This is a genomic window from Ensifer sp. Root954 (genome assembly GCF_001429005.1).
Classification (GTDB): Bacteria; Pseudomonadota; Alphaproteobacteria; order Rhizobiales; family Rhizobiaceae; genus Ensifer; species Ensifer adhaerens.
Map to the genome: position 1 here is coordinate 55,188 of NZ_LMJM01000049.1, position 22,986 is coordinate 78,173.

General features: G+C 62.3%; 19 protein-coding genes. 9 read left to right on the forward strand and 10 right to left on the reverse strand.

Annotation, left to right across the window (positions count from 1 at the left end; all coding sequences use genetic code 11):
• Window positions 1-49: 49 nt before the first annotated feature.
• The 7 genes from ASE71_RS28040 to ASE71_RS28070 form a co-directional block, all read right to left on the reverse strand.
• Window positions 50-994 (reverse strand): amidohydrolase family protein, encoded by a 945-nt coding sequence (locus ASE71_RS28040; protein ID WP_034791749.1) that lies wholly within the window; start codon window positions 992-994, stop codon window positions 50-52.
• An 18-nt stretch (window positions 995-1,012) separates the two neighbouring features.
• Window positions 1,013-1,936: an amidohydrolase family protein gene (locus tag ASE71_RS28045; protein WP_034791747.1), complete on the reverse strand. Its 924-nt coding sequence runs from the start codon at window positions 1,934-1,936 to the stop codon at window positions 1,013-1,015.
• Window positions 1,937-2,338: 402 nt separating this feature from the next.
• Entirely contained in the window at window positions 2,339-3,469 is a 1,131-nt protein-coding gene (locus ASE71_RS28050; protein WP_060521332.1) for a CobW family GTP-binding protein, read from the reverse strand.
• Between the two features lie 2 nt (window positions 3,470-3,471).
• Window positions 3,472-5,778, reverse strand: a complete 2,307-nt coding sequence (locus tag ASE71_RS28055; RefSeq protein ID WP_060521228.1) for a xanthine dehydrogenase family protein molybdopterin-binding subunit — start codon at window positions 5,776-5,778, stop codon at window positions 3,472-3,474.
• A complete protein-coding gene (locus tag ASE71_RS28060) occupies window positions 5,775-6,257 on the reverse strand; it encodes a (2Fe-2S)-binding protein (protein ID WP_060521229.1) in 483 nt (160 codons plus the stop codon). The genes ASE71_RS28055 and ASE71_RS28060 overlap by 4 nt, the downstream gene beginning before the upstream one ends.
• Window positions 6,254-7,117: an FAD binding domain-containing protein gene (locus ASE71_RS28065; RefSeq protein ID WP_060521230.1), complete on the reverse strand. Its 864-nt coding sequence runs from the start codon at window positions 7,115-7,117 to the stop codon at window positions 6,254-6,256. Before ASE71_RS28065 ends, ASE71_RS28060 begins: the two co-directional genes overlap by 4 nt.
• Before the next feature lie 62 nt (window positions 7,118-7,179).
• The gene (locus ASE71_RS28070; RefSeq protein ID WP_060521231.1) at window positions 7,180-8,571 is read right to left on the reverse strand and encodes a nucleobase:cation symporter-2 family protein; all 1,392 of its coding nucleotides are present in this window, start codon (window positions 8,569-8,571) and stop codon (window positions 7,180-7,182) included.
• Window positions 8,572-8,735: 164 nt separating this feature from the next.
• On the opposite strand from ASE71_RS28070, the gene ASE71_RS28075 reads away from it, so the two are divergent.
• The 9 genes from ASE71_RS28075 to ASE71_RS28115 all read left to right on the forward strand — a co-directional run bounded on the left by ASE71_RS28075 (window position 8,736) and on the right by ASE71_RS28115 (window position 19,413).
• Window positions 8,736-9,632, forward strand: a complete 897-nt coding sequence (locus tag ASE71_RS28075; protein ID WP_060521232.1) for a LysR substrate-binding domain-containing protein — start codon at window positions 8,736-8,738, stop codon at window positions 9,630-9,632.
• Window positions 9,633-9,817: 185 nt separating this feature from the next.
• Entirely contained in the window at window positions 9,818-10,606 is a 789-nt protein-coding gene (locus ASE71_RS28080; protein WP_060521333.1) for an aldolase, read from the forward strand.
• A gap of 223 nt (window positions 10,607-10,829) precedes the next feature.
• Window positions 10,830-12,125: an amidohydrolase family protein gene (locus tag ASE71_RS28085; protein WP_034791735.1), complete on the forward strand. Its 1,296-nt coding sequence runs from the start codon at window positions 10,830-10,832 to the stop codon at window positions 12,123-12,125.
• Window positions 12,126-12,179: 54 nt separating this feature from the next.
• Entirely contained in the window at window positions 12,180-13,169 is a 990-nt protein-coding gene (locus ASE71_RS28090) for a BMP family protein (RefSeq protein WP_162250988.1), read from the forward strand.
• Between the two features lie 67 nt (window positions 13,170-13,236).
• Complete coding sequence (locus ASE71_RS28095; RefSeq protein WP_060521233.1) at window positions 13,237-14,331, forward strand: ABC transporter permease; 1,095 nt, start codon at window positions 13,237-13,239, stop codon at window positions 14,329-14,331.
• A 79-nt stretch (window positions 14,332-14,410) separates the two neighbouring features.
• Window positions 14,411-15,343, forward strand: coding sequence for an ABC transporter permease (locus ASE71_RS28100; RefSeq protein ID WP_060521234.1), 933 nt, complete (start codon window positions 14,411-14,413; stop codon window positions 15,341-15,343).
• A gap of 5 nt (window positions 15,344-15,348) precedes the next feature.
• Window positions 15,349-16,881: an ABC transporter ATP-binding protein gene (locus ASE71_RS28105; RefSeq protein WP_060521334.1), complete on the forward strand. Its 1,533-nt coding sequence runs from the start codon at window positions 15,349-15,351 to the stop codon at window positions 16,879-16,881.
• A 57-nt stretch (window positions 16,882-16,938) separates the two neighbouring features.
• Window positions 16,939-17,835, forward strand: a complete 897-nt coding sequence (locus tag ASE71_RS28110) for a LysR family transcriptional regulator (protein ID WP_034791732.1) — start codon at window positions 16,939-16,941, stop codon at window positions 17,833-17,835.
• Between the two features lie 333 nt (window positions 17,836-18,168).
• Window positions 18,169-19,413, forward strand: a complete 1,245-nt coding sequence (locus ASE71_RS28115; protein WP_060521235.1) for a DUF2325 domain-containing protein — start codon at window positions 18,169-18,171, stop codon at window positions 19,411-19,413.
• A gap of 42 nt (window positions 19,414-19,455) precedes the next feature.
• Here ASE71_RS28115 and ASE71_RS28120 read toward each other — a convergent pair whose 3' ends face one another.
• The 3 genes from ASE71_RS28120 to ASE71_RS28130 are packed head-to-tail and all read right to left on the reverse strand — an operon-like array spanning window position 19,456 to window position 22,924.
• A complete protein-coding gene (locus tag ASE71_RS28120) occupies window positions 19,456-20,163 on the reverse strand; it encodes a sulfite exporter TauE/SafE family protein (protein ID WP_060521236.1) in 708 nt (235 codons plus the stop codon).
• The gene (locus tag ASE71_RS28125; RefSeq protein ID WP_060521237.1) at window positions 20,160-21,560 is read right to left on the reverse strand and encodes an amidohydrolase; all 1,401 of its coding nucleotides are present in this window, start codon (window positions 21,558-21,560) and stop codon (window positions 20,160-20,162) included. Before ASE71_RS28125 ends, ASE71_RS28120 begins: the two co-directional genes overlap by 4 nt.
• Window positions 21,557-22,924, reverse strand: coding sequence for a uracil-xanthine permease family protein (locus ASE71_RS28130; RefSeq protein WP_060521238.1), 1,368 nt, complete (start codon window positions 22,922-22,924; stop codon window positions 21,557-21,559). The genes ASE71_RS28125 and ASE71_RS28130 overlap by 4 nt, the downstream gene beginning before the upstream one ends.
• Window positions 22,925-22,986 lie beyond the last annotated feature (62 nt).

Consider the following 22,986-nt stretch of genomic DNA (forward strand, 5'->3'; position numbering starts at 1 on the left):
GACGCGACTGGGGGGTGACGGCGCCCGGAATGGGCGCCGTCGTCTTTACTCAGGCAAATTCCTTGTGCTTGCCCGTGGCCCGGTCGACACCGGCATAGCTATCCTTCAGACGCGCCTGAGCGTCCCTCAGGTCGCGCGGCGGCGGCGACGGATCGATGCCGACGAGCTTGGCGATGTTGTTGCCGAGATAGCCTTCGAGATCGTCCTCGGAGAGATTGATGCCGTGCGGCGGATCCTTGCAGAGCACTTCCAGTTCGCGCAGCCACATGCCCGGATCGTTCGGCGGGCTGTCCGTGCCGAAGACGATCTTGTTCTTCGGCAACTGCTGGGCGAACTCCACGATGCGCGACTGGAAGCACCAGCCGGACTCGCAATAGACGTTCGGGGTATCCATCGCCATCCAGAAGGACTCGAACGAATAGTTGCCGCCGGTCTGGATGCCGAAGTGACCGATGATGAAGTTCACCATCGGGAACTCGCGAATGATCGGATAAAACATCGTCGGGATGGTGTACGGGCCGTCGCCCGTGTGGATGAGCACGACGACGCCGAGTTCGGCACACTTCTTCATCGCCGGACGCAGCCAATCAAGCGCGCGGTCGGGGCGATAACCGTGCATGTTGGCGTGCAGCTTCAACATCTTGAAACCGTATTCCTTGACGTGGAATTCCAGCTCCGCAGCGCCGTTTTCAGGTCCCCAGCGCGGGTTGTAGTTGAAGTTGCCGATGAAGCGGTCCGGGTACTTCTGGCAAAGCTCGGCGCAATAGGCCATGTAGTCGCGAATGCCGTCGCGACCCTTGCGGTTGCCGTCGCGGTAGCCGGTGTTGCCCGGCGGCGGCTGGATGAAGCCCATGTCGATCCGGCGCGGCTTGCCGTTGATCATGTAGGGGCCGTCCATCAGCTTCAGCATGCGCTCGCCGGTGAAGGGCTCGCCCGTGTGACGCCACGCCTCGTCGACGAGGTTGGTCGGGTGAAGATGGGTATCAATGATCATTGTTCACTCCGTTCAAATTTACGCGGCAAGGGCGACGCCGTGCTGGCGCAGATACGCCTCGGCTTCCTCGACGGTGGCCGGTGGCTTCGTCGCTTCCAGCCCGATCATCCGGGCGACGTTGTTGCCGAGGTAATCTTCGAGCGTATCCTCATCGAGGTTCAGGCCCTGCGGCGGCTCGTGGCAGAGAACCTCCAGGAGGTTGATCCACATACCCGGTTCGTTCGGCGGCGTATCCGAGCCGAAGAGGATCTTGTGCTTGGGCAGAACCTTGGCGAATTCAACGATGCGCGACTGCAGGCACCAGCCGGATTCCACGTAGACACTCGGTGTGTCGAGTGCCATCTGCATCGGCTCAAACACGTAGACGCCGCCGGTCTGAACGCCGAAATGCGCCAGGATGAAGTTGACCTCCGGAAACTCGCGGATGATCGGATAGAACTCCGTCGGGATCGAGTACGGTCCGTCACCGGTATGCACCTTCACCATCAGGCCGAGATCCGCGCACTTCTTCAGTGCCGGTCGCAGCCAGTCGAGCGCGCGGTCCGGGCGGTAGGCGTGCATGTTCGCCTGCAGCTGCACCATCTTGAAATCGAACTCCTTGGCGTAGCGTTCGATCTCTTCGGCGCCGTTCTGGGTGCCGTAGCGCGGGTTGTAGACGAAGCAGCCGAGGAAGCGGTCGGGGTGCTCGGTCACCATCTTTTCCGTGTAGGCCATGTACTGGCGGATGGCGGCCTTGCCCTCGAGATCCATCACCTCGTGGGTGTAGATGGTGTTGCCTTGCGGCGGCTGAATGAAGGCCTTGTCGATCCGGCGCGGCTTGCCGTTCACATAGTAGGGGCCATCCATCATCTTCAGCAGCTTGTCGCCGGTGAACGGCGGTCCGTCGTGTCGCCAAGCCAGGTCCACCAGATCGGTGGGATAGCAGCTCAGGTCAATAATCATAGGTTTCTCCTGTCGTAGAGGGTCCGGTCGATGCGGGGCCGCGCGATGAACGCCATGCCGGCCAAAGCCAGGCCTGGATCCGCGATCTCAGGAAATGCCGAAGACGGAGGGAACAGGCCGGCGCATAAGCTCCCAGGGCGGGGCAACCGGGTGTTCCTTTGGTGATCAGCATCGACATCGCAGCCTCATCTTCCAACAGACGGTGAGCAATTGTCGGTGCTTCTACTCGCCTTCAAAGGAACCACTTCGCGCGATTCTTGTCAACTCAAAAAAATGAGCTAAACAATTGTTTTTAAAACGATTTTTGCCCTTGAAAGCAGCAGCAACCGCCCGCGCTGGAGGGGCGCGGGCGGCTCAGACAGAAAGGCTTACGCAAGCGCCGTCCGGCGTGGAGATTCGCTGCTAAGGCACCAGGCATGCACGCAAGTTTCTGTCGATACTTTCGCGGTCGAGATTGCGGCCGATGAACACGAACTTGGACTTCCGTTTGTCTTCGCCCCAGGCGTGGTCCGGGCGGAAATCGACGAGCTTGTGCACGGCCTGAAGCACGAAGAAGCGGTCGTCGCCGGCAACGGAAACGATGCCCTTCGTGCGGAAAATGTCGTCGCCGTGCTCGCCGAGGTAGCCCTTGAGGAAACCTGCAAGCTTCTCGCCGTCGAAGGCTTCGGGATAGACGAAGGAGTGGGATTTCACCGTCGCGTCATGCTGGTGCGGCCGAAGGGGGGTTGCGTGCTCGCGTCCATGGTCATGATGATGGTGGTGCCCATGGTCGTGATGGGCGTGATCGCAACACGGCTCCTTGCAATCATGGTGATGATGGTGCTCGGCATCGCGATCGTCATCCATGTCGATGTCGAGAATTTCCGCCCGCTCTCGCACATAGGACGGCCGGAAGCCCTTGACACCGAGAATGTTGGAGAGATCCACCTTGCCGTAGCTGGACCTGAGGATGGGTGCTGTCTGGTTCAGCCTGCGCAGAGATGTTTCCAGCGAACCGAGGGCATCCTCCCCGGCAAGGTCTATCTTGTTGACGAGGATGCGGTCGGCCGCGACGATCTGGTTGACCGCCTGGTTGTCGCTGCCGTCGAGCACCGGATCGTAGAGATGCTGGTCGATGTGCATTGCGTCCACCAGCGTGACGACGGCGTCGAGCTCCACCTCGTCGGCCACGCTACGGTCGACGAAGAAGGCGGTGGCGACCGGCGTCGGGTCGGCAAGACCCGAGGTCTCGACGATGATGTGGTCGAACTTGTCCTTGTGGCTCAGGAGCTTCTTCATCACGTCGATCAGGTCGTTGCGCACGTCGACGAAGCAGCAGATGCAGCCGTTCTGCATCTGGAAGATTTCCTCGTCCGAGGCGAGTACCAGGTCGCTGTCGACGTCCACTTCGCCGTATTCGTTCTCGATCACCGCGATACGGTGACCGTGACGCTCGGTGAGAATGTAGTTGAGCAGTGTCGTCTTTCCTGATCCGAGGAAACCGGTGAGGATCGTGATCGGGAGTTTCTGCTGGCTCGCTGGTTCGATATGCATGTTCATGCGCCCTTCTCCCTCAAGGCTTTCAGGATGTCTTCCGGTGTGATCGGATAGTGGTGGAAGCGAACGCCGATGGCGTCGTGGATGGCATTGGCGATGGAAGGGCCGATGGCGATGATCGGATCTTCGCCCACACCCTTGGCACCCCAGGGACCACCCGGGTCGGGCGCTGCCTCGAGGATGATCGTCTCGATGTCGGGCATGTCCATCGACAGCGGCATCTTGTAGTCGACCAGGCCCGCATTGAGTGAGCGCCCGGTCTTCTTGTCGATGACGTAGTCCTCGGTCAGCGTGTGGCCGATGCCCTGCTGGATGCCACCCTCGATCTGGCCTTGCGCCGCGATCGGGTGAATGACGCGTCCAACGTCGTGCACAGGCACGACGCGCTTGACCTCGACGATGCCCGTTTCCGTGTCGACGTCCACCTCGGTGAAATGTGCGGCGAAGGAGTAGGATTTCGTCGGCTCGTAAGTGCCGTTGGCAACGATATTGGCGGCAGGAATGCCACGTGAGGGCCCCATGGCCTCCGACACCGTCATAGAGCGATCTGGCTCGGCAATGAGGAAGACCTTGCCTTCGGAAAGGTCGATCTCGTCGGGCGAGACCTGAAGTTTCATCGCTGCCCGTTCGAGCACGGCGGCGCGGACCTTGCCGGCCGCCATCTTGGCGGCCGTGCCGACCAGGTAGGTCGTGTGGCTGGCAAAGGCCCCGATGTCCCATGGAACCACGTCCGTGTCGCCATGGATGACGCCGACGTCCTCGAAGCGGACCCCGAGCTCTTCGGCAACGATCTGCGCCAGCGCCGTATGGGCTCCGGTGCCAAGTCCGGCAGCGCCAGTCAGCAGCGTCACCGTGCCGTCCTCGTTGACCTTCACCGTGGCGTTGCCCTGTTCCTTGATGCCGGGATAGGCAGACGAGCCGTGCATCTCGCAGCCGATGCCCCACCCTTTGCGGATGTGCGGGCGCTTCGGATCTGGAGCCCGGTCGCGGTTCCAAAGCGCCTTCCAGTCGAGCACGTCGATGCCGTGCTTGAGGCAGATTTCAAGCCCGTGACCGAGGATCGGATGGCCGGATGGCGCGATGTCGCCGGCGCGCACCACGTTCTTCAGCTTGAGTTCGGCCGGATCCATGCCGAGCCGTTCGGCCGCTTCGTCCATCTGGATGTCGAGCGCATAGTAACTCTGCACCACGCCGTAGCCGCGGAAGGCGCCGTTGATCGGGGTGTTGGTGTAGACGCACCGCCCCTCCAGCCGCACGTTCTCGCAGCGATAGAGCGAGGTAGCGGCGGTGGTTCCAACGATGGTCACGCCCGGGCCATGGGATCCGTAGGCGCCGGAATCGTAGACCAGCTTCATGTCGCGGGCGACGAGCGTGCCGTCGTTCTTGAAGCCCTGCTTCAGCCAGATCCGGCAAGGGTGACGGGAACGACCGGCCACGAATGTCTCATGGCGGGTGAACTCCATCTTCACCGGCCGGCGGGTTTCCTTCGCCAAAAGCGCACAGAGAAACTCGTGCTGGAACAGGTCCTGCTTGGCCCCAAAGCCGCCGCCCATATGGTCGACGAGCACGCGCACCTTGGTGAGCGGCAGGCCGAGCACTTCTGCAAGGATGCCGCGCACCATGAAAGAGGTCTGGGTCGAGGTCCAGAAGGTCAGCTTGTTGGAACCGTCCCAGTCGGCGATGCAGACGTTCGGCTCCATGTAGGCCGGGTGCGGCCGCCCGCCGGCAAACGTGCCCTCGAGAACGAAGTCCGCCTCGGCAAAACCCTTATCGATGTCGCCGCGGTTGACGCGCACCGGGTCGAGTACAAGATTGCCGCCCGGCCCAACGTCGTGGATCAGTGGTGCGCCTGGCTGCGCGGCGTCCTCCGGCTCGAAGACGGCCGGCAAAGGTTCGTATTCCACCTCGATCAGGTCGAGCGCCTCGTCGGCGATCTCTTCGCTGATGGCGGCGACGGCGGCGACGCCCTCGCCCCAGAACCGCACCTTGTCGTCGAGAATGTACTGGTCCTTGGTGCAGGAGGCCGAGCGTGGATGCGGCGACCCATAGTGCAGCACGCGTGGCACGGTCTCGTGGGTCAGCACAGCCTTGACGCCCGGATAGGCGAGCGCCTTGCTGACGTCGATCGACTTGATGCGCGCATGGGCGATCGCCGCGCGCTTGATCTTGCCGTGCAGCATTCCGGGCAGCTTGATATCGCCGGTATACTGCGCCTCGCCCGTGACCTTTTCGAGCACGTCGTCGCGCTTGACGCTCTTGCCGACGATCTTGAACTCGCGCTGTTCAATGGGGGTGGTCATGTTCATGGTCTTGCAGCCTCCATCTCGCGCGCGGCCGATTTGATCGCGTCGAATATCTTGGTGTATCCCGTGCAACGGCAGATGTTGCCGGAGAGCCCGAAGCGGATGTCCTCGTCAGTCGGGTGCGGATTGTCGTCGATGAGCTTCTTCGCCATCATCAGGATGCCGGGCGTGCAGAAGCCGCATTGCGAGGCGCCGTGCCGCATGAAGGCATCCTGCAGCGGATGCAGTCGATCGACACCCGGCTGGAGCCCTTCGACCGTCTCGACTGCACGGCCTTCGGCTTCCACGGCAAGCATCAGGCAGGCGTTGACCGGCTCGCCATCGACGAGCACGGTGCAGGCGCCGCAGTCGCCGACATCGCAGCCCTTCTTGGTGCCGGTGAGGCCGACCTCGTTGCGCAGCGCATCGAGCAGGGAGCAGCAGCCATCGACGGCCATCTCGCGCGCCTCGCCATTCACGGTGAATTCGACCATCCGTTTCATGCGAAAGTCTCCAATGCCTGTTTGATGGCGCGACCGGTCAGGACGCCGACCATGTCGCGACGGTAGTCTGCGCTGGCGCGCACGTTGCTGATCGGCGTGCATTCCTCCATCGCCTTGTCGGCCGCACTCCTGACCGTCTCAGCATCGAGCCTCGTGCCACGCAGCATGGCTTCGGCTTGCGGCGCGCGCAGAACAGTGGCGCCGACCGCACCGAGCGCGATGCGGATGTCGCTGCAGACGCCATCGTCCATCGCCAGGCTGACGGCGACGCCGACGGTGGACAACTCCATCGCCTTTCGACGGCCGTGCTTGAGATAGGCCTTGCCGGTATTGTCACCCGCCGGCGGCACGGTGATGCCGGTAACGATTTCGCCCTTGGCGAGAACGGTCCTGCCGGGGCCGGTGAAGAACTCGCAGATCGGCACCACACGCATGTTGGTGCGGCTGTAGATGTGCACGAAGGCGCCGTCCGCCACCAAGGGCGGAATGGTATCGGCCGACGGTGAGGCGCGACAGATATTGCCAACGACGGTCGCGCGGTTGCGCACCTGGATGGAGCCGAGCGAGGCGAGTGCTGAACGCAGGTTCGGATATCGCTGGCGCACCAGCGACAGGTTCTCCAGCCGTCCGACGGTCACCAGCGCACCGAAGGTCAGTCCGCGCGTCTCGTCATAGGTGATGTCGGACAAACCAGGGATCTGCTTGATGTCGACGACGTTGCGCACGCGGCGCAGCCGTTCGCGGATCTCGACCAAAAGGTCCGTGCCTCCGTTGAACAGGAATGTGTCGTCGCCGAGCTCGGTGAGAAGACGGGAGGCATGCTCCAGCGTTTCCGCCCGATGATAGTCGAAGCGTCTCATGGAATCCTCTTGGGGTTGGGGGCTCCGGCGGCGCGCGGCCGCCGGACTAATGGTGTTGTTCTCTAGGCAGGGTCGGCAGCCGGCGCTCCGTCCGCGAGTTCGGCCTCCTCCGGCTCTTTCGCCGGAACGCCGTTGAAGAGAATGTTGAGCAGTGCCGCCGCAAAGGTGCCGACGAGCACGCCGCTGTGCAGGAACTTCTCGATCGCCGCCGGCAGCTGATCGAAGATGTTTTCGGCAACGACCGGCACCATGGCGAGGCCGACGCTGACGGCGACGATGTAGAGATTGCGGCGATTGGCCACGAAATCCACCTTCGACAGGATCTTCACCCCCGTCGCCGACACCATGCCGAACATCACGATTGCCGCACCGCCGACGACATAGCTCGGGATCGATGCGCTGACGAAGGCAACCTTCGGCAGCGAGCCGAGCAGGATCAGGATGGCGCCGCCCGCTGCCACCACGAAGCGGCTGAGCACGCCGGTGATCTGCAGCAGTCCGACGTTCTGCGCATAGGTCGTATAGGTGAAGGTGTTGAGCAGGCCGCCGATGATGTTACCGACACCGTCGGTTCTCAAACCCCGGGTCAGTTCTGCCTCGGTGATCTTGCGTCCGGCCATGTCGCCGACAGCCAGGAACTGGCCGGTCGATTCGATCATCATGACGGTCATGACCGCACAGAGCGACAGGATCGACCAGAACTCGAAGATCGGCCATCCGAAGGCGAGCGGGTGAATGATGCGCACCCAGTCGGCCTCGGCAACGCCGTGGAAATCCACCTTGCCGGCAGCGATCGCGACCACGAAGCCGATCCCGATCCCGATCAGGACCGCAAGATTGGCCATGAAGCCCTTGAGAACGCGGGTGAGAAGCAGGATCGACATGAGCACGATGGCAGCCACGGCGAGCGCGAACGGCGCGCCGTAGGCCGGGTTCGGGATCATGCCGTCCGGACCCTTGATCATCGGCTGGCCGCCTGCCGCCCAGTTTACCCCGACGCGCATCAGCGAAAGGCCGATCACCAGCATCACCGTGCCGGTGACAACAGGCGGGAAGAACCGTACCCAGCGGCCGAAGAACGGCGCGACCAGGATCGTGAACACCCCGGAGCCGATGACCGCGCCGATGACGCCCGGCATGCCGAGATCGGGATTGGTACCCGTCGCGATAATCGAGGGTACGGCGGTGAACGAAATCCCCATCATGATCGGCAGGCGAATGCCGATGTTCCAGATGCCGAGCGCCTGGATGAGGGTGACGATGCCACAACAGAAGAGATCCGCGCTGACGAGCATCGCAATCTGTTCCTTGGGCAATTGAAGTGCGCTGCCGACAATGAGCGGCACGGCGACCGCTCCGGCATACATGACGAGAACATGCTGTAGGCCAAGGGCCATCAAACTTGGGATCGGGTAGGTTTTTTCGACAGGATCAGTCGTATCGGATTTATGCATTCGCTTTCCTCCCAGCGAACAGCTTCCGGCGCGGTGGGAGGGCAACTTCGGCCTCATGATCTGGTCACCGCACGCCGTACAAAGCGGATCATGCGGCTGGCCAAATCAGCAAACAATCGGCACAATCATATTTATTCATATAGTAATTGAATGAATGGACCGGCATGGACATCACGCTGAAACAGCTTCGAGCCTTCGTCACCGTAGCCAATCTGGGGCAGTTCACCCTCGCCGCCGACAGGCTCGGCTCCTCGCAGTCGGCGGTGAGCACGCTGGTTCGGCAGCTGGAGCAGAATTTGAAGCTGCGTCTCTTCGACAGGCATACACGTCTTCTGCGGCTTACGCAGGCCGGCATGGACATCTTGCCGGTTGCCGCACGTGCCGTCGCCGACATCGATGGCATGGTGGAGAGCTCGCGCGAGTTGAATGCGCTGAGACGTGGCAAGGTTTCGATTGCAGCGGGCACCGTGCAGGCGGCTTTGATGCTGCCGCAGCTCGTCAACGCCTTCACCCGGCTCTACCCCGATATCACCGTCGCTCTCCATGACGTGGCGGAGATCGCCGTCCTGGAACAGGTGACCAACAGCTCGGTCGACCTCGGGATCGGAACCGTGCCGGAGGACGATACCGAATTGATGGGTACCCGGCTGACGACCGACGAATTCCTCATCGTCCTTCACGCGGACGACCCGCTGGTCAGGCTGCGTGAAATTCGTTGGACCGACCTGGTTGACCGCAAGCTGATCGGTCCGCACCGCGGCAATCCGATCAGGGACCGCCTCGAAAACGAGCTGGCACGCAACGGTATCGTGCTGCCCTTCGACAAGGCGATGCAGGAGGTGGCCTTGCCGCTGACGATTATCGGCATGGTCGAAGGCGGGCTCGGGGTGGCGATCATGACATCGGCGGTCACACGGCTTGCGACCTCCATGGGCCTCGTCGTGCGCACGCCGACCGAGCCGCACATCAAGCGCGAAGTCAGCCTGATCCAGAAACGCACGCGCTCCCTCTCTCCCGCCGCCCGGCGGTTTCGCGACTTCCTGCTGAAATCCGTGCACTGACGTTTCCATGGAAAGACGTCTTGTATTCAGACGCGACCTTGCGTTTGACCACGCGCAATTTCCGGCGTTATCTGGGCGCGCTGCTGGACCGCGGAACGGCGGGCAGGCAGGGCGCAGCCTTCGCTGCGCGCGGAGGGCTTTCGGCCGGCCGCCGCTCCCAGCTCAAGCCAAACCAGGAGCAACTCATGGCGCATTCCCTGAAAAGCAGCACCGAAGCGGCACGGTCGAACCGGCCCAACCTTTCCACAGATGCCATCCGCAGCACCAAGGAAGATCTGGCGGCCTGCTTCCGCATGGCGGCGCGCAACGGCTTCGAAGAGGGCATCTGCAACCATTTTTCGGCTGTCGTACCCGGCCATGACGATCTCTTCATCGTCAATCCCTACGGCTATGCCTTTCGCGAGCTGACGGCATCAAAGCTGCTGGTATGCGATTTCAACGGCACCGTCATCGACGGTGACGGTGAGCCGGAGGCAACCGCTTTTTACATCCATGCCGAAATCCACCGCCGGCTGCCGCGCGCAAAAGTCGCCTTCCACACGCACATGCCGTATGCGACCGCCTTATCCATGACCGAGGGCGCCCCCTTGATCTGGGCCGGCCAGACTGCGCTGAAATTCTACGGACGCACCGCTGTCGACGAAAACTACAACGGCCTTGCCCTCGACCATCGGGAAGGCGCTCGCATTGCTGCTGCAGCGGGCGACGCCGATATCGTCTTCCTGAAACACCACGGCGTGCTGGTCCTGGCGCCGACAATCGCCGATGCCTGGGACGATCTCTACTATCTGGAACGGGCGGCCGAAGTGCAGGTGCTTGCGATGTCCACCGGACGGGAAGTCCTGCCCGTCGCCCCACAGATCGCTGAGGCCGCTTACCGGCAGATGCGCGAGGGTGACCCGGAGTCGGCACGGGCCCATCTTGCCGCCATTCGCCGGCAACTCGACGCCGAGGAACCGCAATACAAGCACTGAATGCGAACCAGGGCCGATGCCAAAAGCCGACCGCATCGGCCCGTTCCAGATTGCCGGTCAACCAGTTGATCAGGCGTCTCTTTCCATGACGTTGGCCACGCTCGAACGGTGCCTGGCGATCGGCAATTAATACGATCCATTTATCAAATAATTGAAATAATGAATTTGTTTGAATTAAAAGCGCGTGCTTAGTTTCCCGCCATAACAACAAGGTGGGGACGACATGGTACGTGAAAATCCAGCTGCGTTGCTCGCAAGACTGATCCCCGGTCAGTCCTTTGCCCTCACGGGCGGTACCGTCATAAACGATGACGGCTCGCAGTCGGCAAGCGACATTATCGTCGGCGCCGACGGGCGCATCACGGTCGTCGAGCCCTTTCTCGACACCGGTTCGTGCGGCGCCTGCATAGACATTTCCGGCATGCTCGTTTCGCCGGGCTTCGTCGACGCGCACCAGCATCTCGACAAGACGGGGGTGCTGCGGTTTACGCCAAATCCCTCCGGCACGCTCCAGGGCGCCCGCGAAGCCTTTGCGAAATACGCCCGCACCGCCGGCCCCGACGACATTCACAAGCGCGCGACGCGCACGATCGGGCGATGTCTTTCGCGCGGCACGACCGCGATCCGCAGCCACATCAACGTCGACAAGGATGCCGGTTTCCATGGCATCGAGACGCTGGCCGCCATTCGCGATGCCGAAAAGCACCGCATCACGCTTCAGCTCGTCGCCTTCATGACGCCGCATCCGGGCCAAGACTTCGAGTGGCTCGGCAACAACATCGACGGCGCCGTTGCGCTCGCCGATGCCGTCGGCGGAACGCCCGCCGTTTCCGAGGACCCGCCGCGCTACCTCGACATCCTGTTTTCGGCCGCGGTGAAATCCGGCAAGCCTATCGACCTGCACCTCGACGAACACCTCAATGCCGGCGTGCATCTCATCGACGCCGCACTCGAACGCGTCGAGCGCTTCGGCATGCAGGGGCGCACCGTCTTCAGCCACGTCTCGGTGTTGAGCGCCTTGCCGCGCCGGGAGTTCCAGCGGATAGCCGAGCGCCTGGACAAACTGAATGTCGGCGTGGTGACACTGCCGGCCGCAAATCTCTATCTACAGGGCCGCGACTACGAGATGCTGCCGCCACGCGGGTTGACGCGTGTCGCCGAACTCCATCGCGCCGGCATCACCATCGCCACCGCCTCGGACAATATCCAGGATCCGTTCGTTCCGACCGGCTCGGGCGACATGCTGGAAATCGCCCGCTGGACACTGCTTGCAGGCCATCTGCGCGGGGACGAGCTCTCAGCCGCGCACAGCATGATCACGACGGCCCCTGCCCGACTGATGGGGCTTGGCAAGGACTACGGTTTCAGACCCGGCGCGCGCGCCGACTTCGTCATTACCGACTGCATCGATACCGACACGCTGATTGCCGGCGGGCCAGATCGGGCTTTCGTCTTTTCGAACGGGCGCCTGGTCTCGCAGAGCACTACTGAAAACATCCGCCTGAAGGAGAACGCATAAAAAGGAACGGCTGCTCCGGGGGGATTGGGACTTCAATCTAATGGGAGGAATGAAATGATAACTGAAATTTCACGTCGTTTGCTGCTTGCGTCCACTCTCGGAATGGCCCTGACCGGAATACTCTGGCAGGACCTCGCGCACGCCGAAGACTTCAAGATGGGCCTTCTCGTGCCCGGCAGCGTTTCCGAAGAAGGATGGAACCGGATCGGCTACAACGCGCTCAAGGGCGTTGAGCAACAGCTTGGCGCCAAGATCAGCTATGTCGAGCTGCAGCAGAACCCGGCCTCCTTCGAAAAGGCGTTTCGAGATTATGCGAGCCAGGGCTACAAGGTCATCCTTGGCCACGGTTTTGAGTTCCAGGACGCCGCGCGCGATGTCGCGCTCGATTATCCGGACACCTATTTCCTGATCTCGTCGAGCGCGATCCACGAAGGCAACGTCATCGGGCTCAATACCGATACCAGCCAGCCCTTTTACCTGATGGGTGTGATCGCTGCGAAAATGGGCGGCAAGGCCGGCCTTGTCGGCGGCATGGAAATCCCGCCGATCCAGCAGGCATTCGCCGGCTTCAAGAACGGCGCAAAAAGCATCAATCCGGACTTCCCGATCAGCGAAGCCTATATCGGCAACTTCACCGATACGACCGCCGCCAAGGAAGCGGCGCTCAGCATGATCTCGCAAGGCGCTGACTTCGTCGTACCGAACGCTTCCGGCGCCACCGTCGGCGGCTACCAGGCGATTGCCGAATCCGGCCCGGACGTGCGCTCCTTCTCGATCTTCAGCGACTTTACCGAGGTTGCCCCTAACAACATTCTCGGGCTCTACGTCGCCGACTATGCTCAAGGCGTGGTCGAAGTGGTTCGCGCGATCAAGGAAGGCCACCCGCCAACGGAGAACGTGGTTTTCGGACTGAAGGACCCGAAGGTCATCTCGTTTACCTTCCGCGACGACGGTCCGGTCTCCGTGCCGGAGGATATCCGCGCCGAGGTCAAGGCAATCAGCGCCAAGATCGCCGCCGGCGAGATCAAGACCGGCGCAGAATAGCTGCCTCCATGCTGCGGCGGGATATCCAGCCGCAGCCACTTCCCGCATCACACCAATGGACACACCCATGGCTGAGATAAACCAGGGAGTGCGTGAGACCGTGAATTCTCAAGCAGCCCAAGCTTTCTACAGGACACTCTCGCAGGCTGCGATCAGCGCCCTGACACCCATCGCGGCAGTTCTCGTCGCACTCGCCTTCGGCGCCCTGCTGCTCTGGCTCAACGGCTTCAACGGCAGCGACGTCGTCACCGTCATGGTCTTCGGCTCGTTCCAGGACATACGCTCGGTCGGAGAAATTCTCCTGAAGGCGACGCCGCTGATCCTGATCGGTGCAGGGCTGTGCGTCGCGTTTCGCTGCTCGATCTGGAACATCGGCGCCGAAGGCCAGCTCTATGTCGGAGCGATCGCCGCAACCCTTGTCGGCACCAGCATCGACGGCCTATCCGTCTGGGTGCATGCGCCTCTTGTGATGTTGGCGGGGGCGCTTGCGGGCGCCGCCTGGGCTGGCATAGCCGGCTATCTGAAGGTGCGCTTTCAGGCAAGCGAGATCGTCACCACGATCATGCTCAACTACATCGCCCTCATCCTCACGAGCTATCTCGTCACCGGTCCGATGCGCGATGCGAGTGCCGCCTATCCGCAATCGGCAAGGCTGGTGCGCGAGGCCTGGACGCCACGCCTGGTAACCGACCTTAGGCTTCACATCGGCATCCTCGTTGCGGTGGTTCTGGCGGTTGCGCTGTACATCTTCCTGCGAAGAAGCAGCCGCGGCTTTGCGCTGCGCGTCGTCGGTCTCAACCCGCATGCCGCCCGTTATGCCGGCATGAACGTCGCCAGGAACGTCATGATCGCGATGTGCATCAGCGGCGCGATGGCAGGCCTTGCCGGCGCCTTCGAGGTGGCGGGCGTCACACGTCGGCTCTACCAGAACATTTCGCCGGGTTATGGCTTCGAGGGCATCGCGGTGGCGCTCTTGGCCGGCAACAATCCGTTGGCGGCAATCCTGTCGGGCGGGCTTTTTGCGACGCTTCGCTCCGGCTCGGAAGTCCTCCAGATCACCTCACAGGTCCCGCAGGTCCTGGTGTTGGTCATTCAGGGCATCGTCATCCTCTCGGTCGTCGCCTTCGCAAAGCTGCGCGACATCCTCAGGACTGCGGCTTGAAAGCATGGAAACTCCCGCGTCGCCGTAGACCGCCCGCGGGAAAACAAAACTTTGGCGATATTCCTGGAGGGTCGAACCCATGGACGACATGATTTCTCTCACCTTTCTCGCAGCGCTCGTCGGCGCCGCCTGGAGGCTTGCCACCCCCCTGATCTTCGCCTCGATCGGCGAGGTCTTTTCCGAGCGCGCCGGCGTGCTCAACATCGGGCTCGAAGGCACGATGCTCGTCGGCGCCTTCTGCGGCTTCGCTGCGGCCGCAGCCACCGGCAACATTCCGCTCGGGCTGTTGGCCGGCGTTGCCGGCGGCATGCTGTTCGGGCTCGTCTTCGCCGTCTTCACGATCACCATCAAGGCGGACCAGATCGTGGTGGGGGCGGCCCTCAACCTGCTCGGCATGGGCCTGACGGCCTTCCTCTTTCGCACCTATTACGTTTCGACCGGCAAGGGCATCGAGATCGCCCAGCCGGTCCACATACCCTGGCTGAGCGATCTGCCCTTTCTCGGAGAAGCGTTCTTCCGCCAGAACCTCATCGTCTATTCGACCGTGCTGGTCGCCATACTCGCCACCCTGGTGCTTTATCGCACCTCCTTCGGGCTGACGCTTCGCGCCGTCGGCGAGCACCCGAAGGCCGTCGACGTCGCCGGTCGCAGTGTCGTTGGCTACCGCTATGCCGCCGTCCTCGTCGGTACAGGGCTTGCAGGGCTCGGTGGCGCGTTCCTCACGCTTGGCCATTCCAACCAGTTCGTCGAAGGCATCACCTCCGGCCGCGGCTTCATCGCCCTTGCCGTCGTGGTCTTTGCCCGCTGGTCGCCGATCGGCGCCTTCTTCGTCTCGCTGCTCTTCGGCCTCTTTTACGCCCTGCAGCTCATGCTCCAGGCGCAGGCATCGATCGTCGTGCCCTACCAAGTGCTGCAGGCGCTTCCCTACATCATGACGATCGTCACGCTCGTCGCCTTCCGCGGCAAGGGTGCCGCACCCAGCAAGCTTGGCCAGCCCTACGAGATGAGGTGATCGACATGTCGGCAAAACCGTTCCTGCGCATCGACAATATCCGCAAACGTTTCGGCCCTATCATCGCCAGCGACGGCGTTTCGCTTGAAATCGAGGAAGGCGAGATCCATTCGCTGCTCGGCGAAAACGGCGCCGGCAAGAGCGTGCTGATGAGCATGATCTGCGGCATGGTCCGGCCGGATGAAGGCGAGATCGTCTACAAGGGACAATCGGTGCGCTTTACAAGCCCACGCGACGCGATCCGCCAGCGGATCGGCATGGTGCACCAGCACTTCATGCTGGTACCGAACCTGACCGTGGCAGAAAACTACATCCTCGGCCAGGGTTCGGCGCTCAGCGTCATATCCGATATCGACAAGGTCCACCGAAAGATCCGCGCGCTTTCCGAGCGCTACGCCCTCGACGTGCGTCCCGACGCAATCGTCGAAGACCTCTCGGTCGGCGAGCAGCAGCGGGTGGAAATCCTGAAGGTGCTATTCCACGGTATCGACCTGCTCATCCTTGACGAACCGACCGCCGTTCTCACCCCGCAAGAGACCGACCGCCTCCTTTCGCTGATGGGTGATCTGGTGAAGGATGGGAAGACCGTCGTCTTCATTTCGCACAAGCTGGACGAAGTGATGCGGGTCAGCAATCGCGTCAGCGTCATGCGTGACGGCCGCGTCGTCAATACGGTCAGGGTCGGGGAGACAAATGCGCGTGAGCTCGCGCGCATGATGGTCGGTCGTGAGGTGCGCATGGAGCTGCCGCGCAGCCCCAAACCGCCAGGTCGTATCGTGCTTTCGGTGGAAAACCTCACCTGCCGCGCCGAGACCGGCCTTCCGGCCGTGCGCGGCGTGAGCCTCGATGTACGCGCCGGCGAAATCGTCGGCATTGCCGGCGTATCCGGCAACGGCCAGACGGAACTATCGCTCGCGCTCTCCGGCCTGCTGCCGGTCGATTCCGGGCGCGTCGTTCTCAACGGAAACGATATAACCGGGCTCGACCCGGCAGAAATCAATGCCAGGCGTTTTTCCCACATTCCGGAAGACCGCCACAAGCACGGCATCGTCTTGCCGCTGTCGCTCAGCGAAAACACCATTCTGCAGCGTTACGACCAAAAACCGTTCGCGACGGGGGGCATGCTCAACCGCAAGGTCATCGGCGAGCACACCCGCGACCTGATCAAGCGGTTTCGCGTGAAGAGCCGGGACGAGAACCAGCCGATCGCAGCACTTTCAGGCGGCAACCAGCAAAAGCTCGTCGTCGCGCGGGAGCTGGCGCGCGATCCCGATTTCATCCTCGTCAATCAGCTCGCGCGCGGCATCGATATCGGCGCGATGGAGTTCGTGATGGAGGAGATGCTGCGCCAGCGCGACAGCGGCCGCGCCATTCTGCTGATCTCCACGGAACTCGAGGAGCTGTTTGCAATCTGCGACCGCATCGTCGTCATGTTCCACGGCGAAATCCTTGGCGAACTACCGCCCGACCGCGCCCGTCTCGACGAACTCGGCCTGCTCATGGCCGGCAACAAAGAGCAAGCCGCACTTGCGGGGTAGACAAGCCGAGGTCTGGCAGGCTTTGATGGGAGCGATGTAACGGGAGGCCGCGCGTACATGAACATAACCCTGCGGCAACTCAGGGCCTTCATTGCTGTGGCCGAGCTCGGCCAGTTCAACATCGCCGCACGCAACCTCCATCTCACCCAGTCCGCGGTCAGCATCCTCATCCGGGATCTGGAACGGGAGATCGGCGTGCGCCTGTTCGACCGGCACACGCGCATGGTCTCCCTCACCCTGGTCGGCCAGGAATTCCTGCCCCAGGCGCGCAAGATCATGAAGGACCTCGAGCTTGCCGTTGGCGACGTGCGCGACAACGCTTCGCTGAAGCGTGGGCAAGTGACGATCGCCGCGGCGATCGTGCTTGCCGCAACGGTCGTACCGCCGATCATCGCCAGATTCCTGAACAAGTATCCGGAGATCTCCGTCAACATTCGCGACATGCCGGAAGAGCAGATAACCCCGGCGCTCAAGCGCCACGAGGTCGATATCGCCGTCGGCACCCTTTCGGAGGAAGACCCCGAAATCGCCGCCACCCCGCTGCTGCGCGACAAACTGATGCTCGTCTGCCGCGAGGATCACCGGTTTGCCAAGCGTAAATCCGTGCGCTGGGCCGAGCTCAAGGACGAAACGCTAATCACGCTTGCCGCCTCCAACCCTTTGCGCAACATCGTCGAGCACAACCTCATTCGCGTCGTGCCGAACTACCGGCCAAAGTACGAGGTACGCTTTTCGACAACGGCGATCAGCATGATTGCCGCCGGAATGGGCGTTTCGGTGCTACCGGAAAACTCCGGACAGCTCGCCTCGGCCGTCGGTGTAACGACAGTCGATCTCATTGACCCCATTGTCATGCGTGACGTCTCTTTGCTTCAACGGCGCCACCACAGCCTTTCGCCCGCCGCCGAGCATCTGAAAGCGGCCTTCATCGCCAGCGTTGCGAAACAGGTCTGAGGCCTGGGAAACGGCCGGTCGTCTCGCTGCCCAGCGCCGTCCGGGCACTTTTCTCCTACACGCAAAGGCTTGAACTCACACCAATTGCTGTGCGGGAAACCTCTTGGCAGCGCTCCGTTTCAGACATGCACGTTTGTTCGCTGAACGACGCAATGACGAAAACTGCACGGGACATCTGTGGTTCCCGTTCGGGCGCGCGTTTTCCATTATCGTTATATTTCTTGAAACATAACGATAATTGGGTTTACCTGTGATGAAAGGCCCGTTCGCGGATGTGCAATGCGGACGGCCGCGTCGCGAAGTGCCAGCAACTGCCCTAGCTCCGGAACGCCCATGCCCACGTTGCCCCGTCTCAAATCCCACGGTGTCCCCCTGCCTGCCGCAGCCTTGTCCTTCGCTGCATCCCCGGATGGCCACACACCCAAGATCAATGCCCATCGCTTGCGGACCTGGGACATTGCCTCGACATTTCATTGCTCGATCATCGGCACCTGCCTGACGGCGGGAGAATTGCGCCAGGTCCTGATCAGGACCGGACAAGACGATGTGCGCACTGCGACGGACCATACCCTGCACGGTCAAGGCGTGTGGCTTGCTGGTCAACGGGATCAGGCGGCAAAGTTGCTCAACAAGGCGCTCGACAAGCGCCACGAGAGCAGCATCAAGCGCATTCCCCGGCAGGCCGATCAAGACGAACTCCGAAACATCTGGCGCAATTCCTTCGAGCGCGGCGACATCGCCGGCCCGTATTGGGCACTGATGAGCCATCCGGGAACATCGCCAGCACTAATGCGCGAGATCTTCGGAGAAGTGCATATGCTGTCGCACCTTGTCGGCAGCGCAAGTCGGCTCGACATCGCACGGCTGACAGAGCTGGAAAGGGAACTCGAACAGGAACGCGAACGAACCGCCCGGCAGGAGACGCGTCTGAAGGCGGCCGCCGATGAGCGTATCGCCTTGCAACAGCGCCTCCGGCAATTGGAGGAGAGAGCGATCCACGCCGAAGCAATCGCCGCGTCGGTCGCACCCTTGGCGCGCATTGCAAAAAGCACGAGGGGTCTATCCGCAAGCAACGAAGCGGACGTGACGCGCAACGAGGCCTTCGCCCAGCGCCTTGCCGCGTCTGAGGAGAAATCCGATGCCCTTCAGCGGGAACTGGAGCAGATGCAGGATCTGCGTTACGCGGTCCTACGCGAAAACGAAGCCCTCGAGACGGCAATCACAGCTCAGCTCAGAGACGACGGCAGCGCGCCGCCCGCACAGCTCAGCGGCCCCGTGCTCTATGTCGGCGGCCGACGCAATCTGTTTGATCATCTTCGAGCCTGCGCAAGAGTGCGCAACATCGACCTCCTCCTCCACGACGGAGGCATGGAAGACAGCACGACGCTCTTGCCCGCCCTCGTCGGGCAGGCAGCGACGATCCTCTTTCCGGTCGATCACATCAGTCACACGGCGGTGGGCCTGGTCAAACGCCTTTGCCGCGAGCAGCAAAAACAATACCTGCCGCTTCGCTCTGCCGGACTTGCCAGTTTCCTCACGGCCATCAGCGGCGCCGGCGGCGCCTATGGACGTTTCTAGCTCCGGTGGTCTGCCAACGGCCGGTTAACGAGAGAGCGTCGTTCACCGGACGATAAGGAACAACCCGCTGACGATGGCAAAGCCCAGAACGGCGATCCGAAGACCGCGGCCGCCGATGCGGCCATGCACGTGCTTTGAGACCGCACTTCCGAGCAGAACCGCCGGCGTCAGGTAGAGGGCGACGAGCAGTTGCTCTGACCCAACGCGCCCGGATATGGCCAGCACGACGAGGGACATGACCTCGCCGACGAAGAAGCAAAGGGCCACCGTTGCCCTTAGCACCGGCGCCTTGGCATGCTGGTAGAGCAGCGCAAGCGGCGGGCCGCCGATACCCGTGGCAGTTTCGGTGACGCCCGTAAACAATCCGACCCCGAGCGCACTCGGCCTGTTCGGCGTGAACGGCGGGGCTATGAGCGCGGTGACGGCTGCGACCACCGTGAACACACCGACGGCAAGATCCAGTTGTTCGATCGAAAGCGCTGCCAGCAGCCAAAGGCCAGCAAACGTTCCCGCGAAGCGTCCGATCGTGATCCAGGTCGCGCCTGACCAGTCGACATGGGCACGCTCTCGCGCTGCCACATGTAGATTGAGCGGCAGCATCAGCAAAAGCAGGGTCACCGGCAGAAGATCGGGCTTCAGCATACCGACGATCGGCGCGACGATCAGGGCGAAGCCAATGCCGAGCGCCCCTTGAATGAAGGCCGAAACGAATGTCACGGCAGCCAGAACGGCAAGAAGACCAAAACTCATCGGTATTGTCCAAGGCGGCGATGTGCTTCGGAGAGCGGATGAATGCGCTGGATCGGCGCTTCGGCAATGGCGGTCGTCGTTTCGCCTCTCACCTCTTCGAGCAGTGCCCGGGCGTCCCAATCAATCGGCCAGCCTTGCCAAAGCCGAAGCTGGCCGCTGGTAAAGACCGCGTCGATCTGATCGCGATTGCCGTAGCGGACAAGCTCCCACGTCAGATCGTGCGAGGGCGTGAACTCGGGCCGATCGAGGTCGACGAGCAGGAAGTCGGCGGCAAGACCTTCGGTGATCGAGCCGGTCACATGAGACAGGCCTGCGGCGTCTGCGGCGCCGGATGTTGCCCGGTCGAGCCACAGCCAGCCGCCGCCGCAGGAAGAATCCCCCGTTGCAAGACCAAACCCCGCGCGCTGGAGGCCCTCGGCTGCGTCCATCAGACGGAACGCGTCGGCGCGGGTTCCGTCCGTTCCGAGCCCGAACCGCATGCCGAGCGCTGCCATTTGCAGGGCTGGTGCGACGGCATTCCCCTTCCACAGGGTGGCGACGGGATTGTAAGCGACAGCCGTGCCTGTCTCGCGCAAAAGATTGAGTTCATGCGGCGTGACGAGCGTCGCGTGCGCGAGGAGGACCTGAGGGCCAAGAACGCCCAGATGCGCCAGGTGCTCGATCGGTCGCAATCCTTTCGCTGCCAACGAGCGTTCGACGGCAACAAGGTGTTCGTTGACATGGGTCTGGAACACCACCCCGGACGCGGCTGCCAATTCGGAAACCGCTTTGAGCATTCCGTCAGTTGCGGCCTCCGGGATCGAAATCGCCAGCGAGGGATGGATCAGCGGGTCCTGCCTGTAGGTGGAGACGTGCTCTTCCGCCTGGCGCAGGATGATGCCGGGTTCGGCGATCTGCGCACTTCCCGAAAGATCGTTGCAGATAAAGCCGACGACGCTGCGAAGCCCCACCTCCCCTGCAGCCCGCACCAGAGCGCCGACATGACCCTTTGAGCGGGTGCCGGCATCGACGGCGGTCGTGAACCCCCCACGCAGCGCTTCCAATGCGGCAAGCTTTGCCGAGAGATAGACCATGCGCTCGTTGAGACTGCCTTCCAGCGGCACCCAGATCCGCCGGAAGATTTCCGACGGTTCTCCAAAGACGAGGGCCTTGCCAAGCGACTGGGTCAGGTGCGTATGGGTATCGACGAAACCGGGCATCAGGAGATGGTTGGGCAGGTCGATCGGAACAATCTCGGGGAAGTCCCGGGCGATCGCTTCCACGGTATCGATCCGCTGAAAGACGCCATCGCGCACGACGATGGCTTTTCCGGTGCGCGGGCCATCCGGCAGAAGAACTTGTCCTGGGCGCAGCATGAGGTCGCCGGCGGTCGATAGTTGTTGGCGGATTGCGCTCACTCGCTTGCTCCTTGAGTGGTGGATTGCAGGGGCGCCGCCGCAATTTCGGATCGTCCGGCTTGGCCCCAATGTGAAAAGATGGCGTTGACGACGACGGCGGTGATCGTGCCTGCGGCAAGTCCGTTGCCGAGGATCATCTGCGTCCATTGCGGAAACTGGCTGTAGACACCGGGCACCAGGATCGGCAGCAGACCCATCGAGAGGGCGGCCGCGAGGGTGAACATGGGGCCATGTTCGCGCAGATCGACGCGACGCAGGAGGTCGATCCCGATGACGCCAATAATCGAAAAGACGATGACTGCCGTGCCGCCGACGACGGCCTCAGGCAAAGCCGTGGCCATCCGGCCAATCGGGGCGAAGAGCGCGATGAGAACGAGGATGGCGCCCGCCATCGCGGTCACATAGCGAGACTTGACGCCGGTCGCGCGCACGATACCGACGTTCTCGCCGCTGGTGATGATCAGCGATGTGCCGAACAGGCCACCGACGAGCGACATCAGTGCATCGCCGCGGATGGTCGAAGGCACGATCGCATGGGCATCTCCCCGGCGGCCGACGATTTCAGCCGTCGCGATCGTCTGACCGGTCGCCTCCGCCATGGAAATGATCGAGAACACGATCAGCGGGATGGCTGCGACGAGGTCGAACTTCGGCATGCCGAAGGGAAATAATTGCGGAACGGCGATGACCGGCCCGGTGAACACACCCGACAGATCCATGTGGCCGATGGCGAGCGCGACGAGCGCACCACCGACCAGTCCGAGCATGACGGCGAGCCGCTGGAGCGTTCCAGAAAAGACCCGCGCGGCAGCGACTGTAAGGATCATGGTGATCAGTGCCAGTCCGACCTCGACGGGCGCTGCGAAGCCCTCGCTGCCGGGCTTTCCGGTGATGGTCACGCCATAGATGCGCACAAGATTGACGGAGACCAGCAACAGCATCGTTCCAACGACGATCGGCGGAAAGTAACGCAGCAGCCTGCGGAAGACCGGCAGCGCCAGAAAGTAAAAGAGAGCCGTTACGATGACGGCACCGACGGCTGTCTGGATGTCCGTCTGCTGGGCGATCGCCAGAAAGATGGCAATTGGCGCGCCTCCCGGCACCATCACGAAGGGCAGGCGTGCACCAAACCCCTTTGGCCCGAAACTCTGGAGCATCGAGCCAAGGCCACAGACGAAAAAGGTTGCGCTGATGAGCGAGACTGTCACCGCGTCCGAAAACCCAAGGGCCTTGCTGACAAGAAAGACGGCGGTGATGGGAGACGCGGCCATCACCAGCACGTGTTGAAGGCCAAACAGGAACAGGCTGCGAAGCGGCAGCCCCTCATCGACCGGCTCGACCACTCCATTCAATTCACTCTGCATGTTTTCCTCCTCCCGGCCTCCTCAAGCCGTTATGCAAATCGTTTTGCATGCGCATCCACTAA

Coding starts and splice junctions, on each gene's coding strand:
- ASE71_RS28040 (WP_034791749.1), bottom strand. CDS start 994: ATGATCATTGATACCCATCTTCACCCGACCAACCTCGTCGACGAGGCG.
- ASE71_RS28045 (WP_034791747.1), bottom strand. CDS start 1,936: ATGATTATTGACCTGAGCTGCTATCCCACCGATCTGGTGGACCTGGCT.
- ASE71_RS28050 (WP_060521332.1), bottom strand. CDS start 3,469: ATGCATATCGAACCAGCGAGCCAGCAGAAACTCCCGATCACGATCCTC.
- ASE71_RS28055 (WP_060521228.1), bottom strand. CDS start 5,778: ATGAACATGACCACCCCCATTGAACAGCGCGAGTTCAAGATCGTCGGC.
- ASE71_RS28060 (WP_060521229.1), bottom strand. CDS start 6,257: ATGAAACGGATGGTCGAATTCACCGTGAATGGCGAGGCGCGCGAGATG.
- ASE71_RS28065 (WP_060521230.1), bottom strand. CDS start 7,117: ATGAGACGCTTCGACTATCATCGGGCGGAAACGCTGGAGCATGCCTCC.
- ASE71_RS28070 (WP_060521231.1), bottom strand. CDS start 8,571: ATGCATAAATCCGATACGACTGATCCTGTCGAAAAAACCTACCCGATC.
- ASE71_RS28075 (WP_060521232.1), top strand. CDS start 8,736: ATGGACATCACGCTGAAACAGCTTCGAGCCTTCGTCACCGTAGCCAAT.
- ASE71_RS28080 (WP_060521333.1), top strand. CDS start 9,818: ATGGCGCATTCCCTGAAAAGCAGCACCGAAGCGGCACGGTCGAACCGG.
- ASE71_RS28085 (WP_034791735.1), top strand. CDS start 10,830: ATGGTACGTGAAAATCCAGCTGCGTTGCTCGCAAGACTGATCCCCGGT.
- ASE71_RS28090 (WP_162250988.1), top strand. CDS start 12,180: ATGATAACTGAAATTTCACGTCGTTTGCTGCTTGCGTCCACTCTCGGA.
- ASE71_RS28095 (WP_060521233.1), top strand. CDS start 13,237: ATGGCTGAGATAAACCAGGGAGTGCGTGAGACCGTGAATTCTCAAGCA.
- ASE71_RS28100 (WP_060521234.1), top strand. CDS start 14,411: ATGGACGACATGATTTCTCTCACCTTTCTCGCAGCGCTCGTCGGCGCC.
- ASE71_RS28105 (WP_060521334.1), top strand. CDS start 15,349: ATGTCGGCAAAACCGTTCCTGCGCATCGACAATATCCGCAAACGTTTC.
- ASE71_RS28110 (WP_034791732.1), top strand. CDS start 16,939: ATGAACATAACCCTGCGGCAACTCAGGGCCTTCATTGCTGTGGCCGAG.
- ASE71_RS28115 (WP_060521235.1), top strand. CDS start 18,169: ATGCCCACGTTGCCCCGTCTCAAATCCCACGGTGTCCCCCTGCCTGCC.
- ASE71_RS28120 (WP_060521236.1), bottom strand. CDS start 20,163: ATGAGTTTTGGTCTTCTTGCCGTTCTGGCTGCCGTGACATTCGTTTCG.
- ASE71_RS28130 (WP_060521238.1), bottom strand. CDS start 22,924: ATGCAGAGTGAATTGAATGGAGTGGTCGAGCCGGTCGATGAGGGGCTG.